Below are 2859 nucleotides of genomic sequence, written 5' to 3' on the forward strand. Positions count from 1 at the left end.
CGAGGTCATTCGCCAGATGCAGGTGCGCCACGCCAAACGACAGGCGGCCATCGACTACGCCTTTGAAAAGCAACGCCGTGAGCAAACGGGCTGAAGGCTATGAATGTGACAAAGTAGAATTAGGGCTCGCGAGATTTCAGCGGTGTGTCGGCGAAGTCGCGACGGATGATATCGGCATCGAAAGCCGTGCCCAGGCAGGAGCGACCCTGGATGCGTGGCCGCTCATGTTGGTGACCATGCCCGCAACGATCCCCTGGTTCGCTGGGGGGAGTAGCCAAAAAAGAGCAACCCCCACGGCAACGCCATGGGGATTGAAAGGACCTTAGCACGATGGGCTATGTCACCGCTAAATTTTTGATCTTTTTACTCACGCGTTTTTCCCCCGATATCCCACATCGATCGGAAACTCGCCGACTGAGGGCCGGGCGCACTCCCACGTCGAACGGATTGGCATCCGAACGTACAGCCCATGGCCGCTGTACTCCCGCTACACCCCGCCTGGCCTCTTGGAGCCCGGCAACAAGGACCTGAAGGTCTTCAGCAGACGCCCCCCGGCGGTGACGCGTGCCACGCGCGCCTTGGCCACCGCGAGCAGGCGCTGATCATCATCGGTTTCGACCATCTGCTCCAAGCTGGCGATGAAGGTGTCGGCAGACGCGTCATCGCCCTGGGCGCGCTTCAACATGGCCATGGCACCGTAGAGGGCAAAGGCCTCCCGGATATGAATCCGCGGCCGTTGCGCGAGGCCAGCCAGCAACGCTTTGGCCGCCTCCAGGTCCCCGTCCTCGATCAGGATGCCGGCCAGGTTGCAGCGGGCTAGGAGATAGTCTGGATGGGCCGCGATCACCCGGCGCAAGAGCTCGCGGCACTCGCTGACCCGACCTTGACGGGCGCGGATTCCCGCCAGATTACCCAGCGCGGTTTGGTGGTCTGGCACGCGCCGCAGAATGGCGTGGAGTCGCGCCTCGGCGGTGACGAGATCGCCGTCGCGCATCAGCATGAGCGATTGTTCGAGCAGCGGCTGGAGGTCCTCCGGCAGATCGGGTGGGTCCGGCGCGCGATAGAACTCGGTCTTAATCAGTATAATCTCGCTCAGCGCCTTGCCGTCCCAGTAGCGGAGGGTCTCGTCGACCCCAATCACACCGGCGTCACGCAAGACGCTCAGCAGCCCGAGGCGCTCTTGGGTGGTACCGACCGGCAAACGCGCCAGGTCCCGGACGATGGCGGCCGCGTGCCGTTCGGGCTGACCGCCCGCGGGGGGCTGGGCCACGGACTCGCGCTGCAGCCGATGCTTCAATACTTGCGTGGCGAAGGTCCGTAGGCTCGCGTCGCCGGCCAGGTAGATCGTCTCCAGATAGGCGTCGCTGGCAGTCAGTTCATCGAGCCGGGCATCCAGATGCGCGGCGTCCGCCGCGTATAGTCGATTGACCCAATCGACGGGGAGCATATGGCTCCACTCGAACAGGGCCGGATAGGCCGGGGGCGCGCCATCGCGTTGCAGGGCGGCCAGGCCCTCCGCGGCGGTCGTGAGCCCCGGGCGTTGCGCCAAGGACTGCCGCCATAGCGCCCGCGCCTGTTCGGCGTCGCCGCGCCGACTGGCCGCCCCGCCGCCCTGTTGGAGCCGTTCGGCCAACAGCGGACCGGTTTCACCAGCGGCCCAAACCGCCTGACCCGCACGCTCAAAGGCGTCCCAGGCGGCTTGGTCCTCATGGATCAGCAGCAGGCCGGCGACCTGGCCGTAGGCATCCTCGGCACGCCGCGCCTGGGCCTGGGCCAAAGGGACCGCCAAGCCCCTGGCGCCGGTCTCGTCGCCCAGATACAGTCGCAGCCGCAGCGCCCAGCCGAGGGCGAAGAGGTTGCCCCCGTCGTGCTGCCAGGCGTCCAGGAAGGCGGTCAGCGCCTCCTTGATGTTGCCCGCGTGAAACAGGGCGAACCCCCGATTGTTGCGGGCCGGGGTGATGGCGACACCATCAAGCAACCGCGCCGCGCCCGCGAAGTCATGGGCGTCCATGTGCAGCTTGCCGATGTCGAACTGCTCCATCTGCGCGCGAGTCGCCGCGGTCCCGTCGGGTTGCTGCAGCATCTCGGCCACGCCCTCAGGGTCAATGTGGTAGGCCCCAGGCAGGGCGCCCAATTCCCGCAGCCGGTCCGCGACCCGGTAAGCCAACAGGAGGTGATGGCCCTCGATCGCCAACTGGTAGAGTGCCTCTAGGGCGCGCGTGCTCCGGGGCCGGCGTTCTGCCCACTGGTAGGCGGCCAGCGTGGCCGCCGCCCGACTCTCGCCCTGGTCCAGGGCATCCAGCAGCAGCCGGTTGGCGCCGCCATGATCGGGGAAGTGCTGCACCAGGGTGCGGGCGCGCGCGATGGCCCGCGGATAGTCCCGGGCACCCAGCAGTCGCTCCACGGCCTTGATTTGGGCCGGCTCGGGCTGCCCGCCCTTCGTCTGGCGGGTCTTGGACGGCTGTTTCGGCACCGCGGTTACTCCGATGGTCTGGTGTTGTAGAGTCCCCTACTTTGACATACTCACCGCCCTGAAGGACGGCGATTCCTAGGGCGCTACGCGCAAGCAAGCTCGCGAATAGTCGCTTCGGTGGGTTCCTGGGCCGACGCCCCAATGGGCGAAGTATCTCCACAGGCTAACCGGGAGTGTCCCGCCCTATAGAACATTGATCGCGCCCACCAAATCGGCGTTTTCCTCGAAACCGCACGCCACACACGCGAACAGCAATTCCAAATGGCTCTTCCTGCGTTTCAGGCGGCTGCTAAGTTTTTGTAATATCGTGAAAAGAGGCTTATGATCGCCAGCCGCCAGGAAGGTTTGCAGGTCTCGGAGTTAGGCTGATGATCCCCCTCACAACG

Annotated in this window: 1 protein-coding gene; it reads right to left on the reverse strand. The window is 65.6% G+C overall.

The features are described from left to right. Window positions 1-487 precede the first annotated feature (487 nt). Window positions 488-2473, reverse strand: a complete 1986-nt coding sequence (locus QZY44_RS01440; protein ID WP_295441255.1) for a tetratricopeptide repeat protein — start codon at window positions 2471-2473, stop codon at window positions 488-490. Between the last annotated feature and the right edge of the window lie 386 nt (window positions 2474-2859).

The organism is uncultured Thiodictyon sp. (genome assembly GCA_903837595.1).
In the GTDB taxonomy this organism is placed as follows: domain Bacteria; phylum Pseudomonadota; class Gammaproteobacteria; order Chromatiales; family Chromatiaceae; genus Thiodictyon.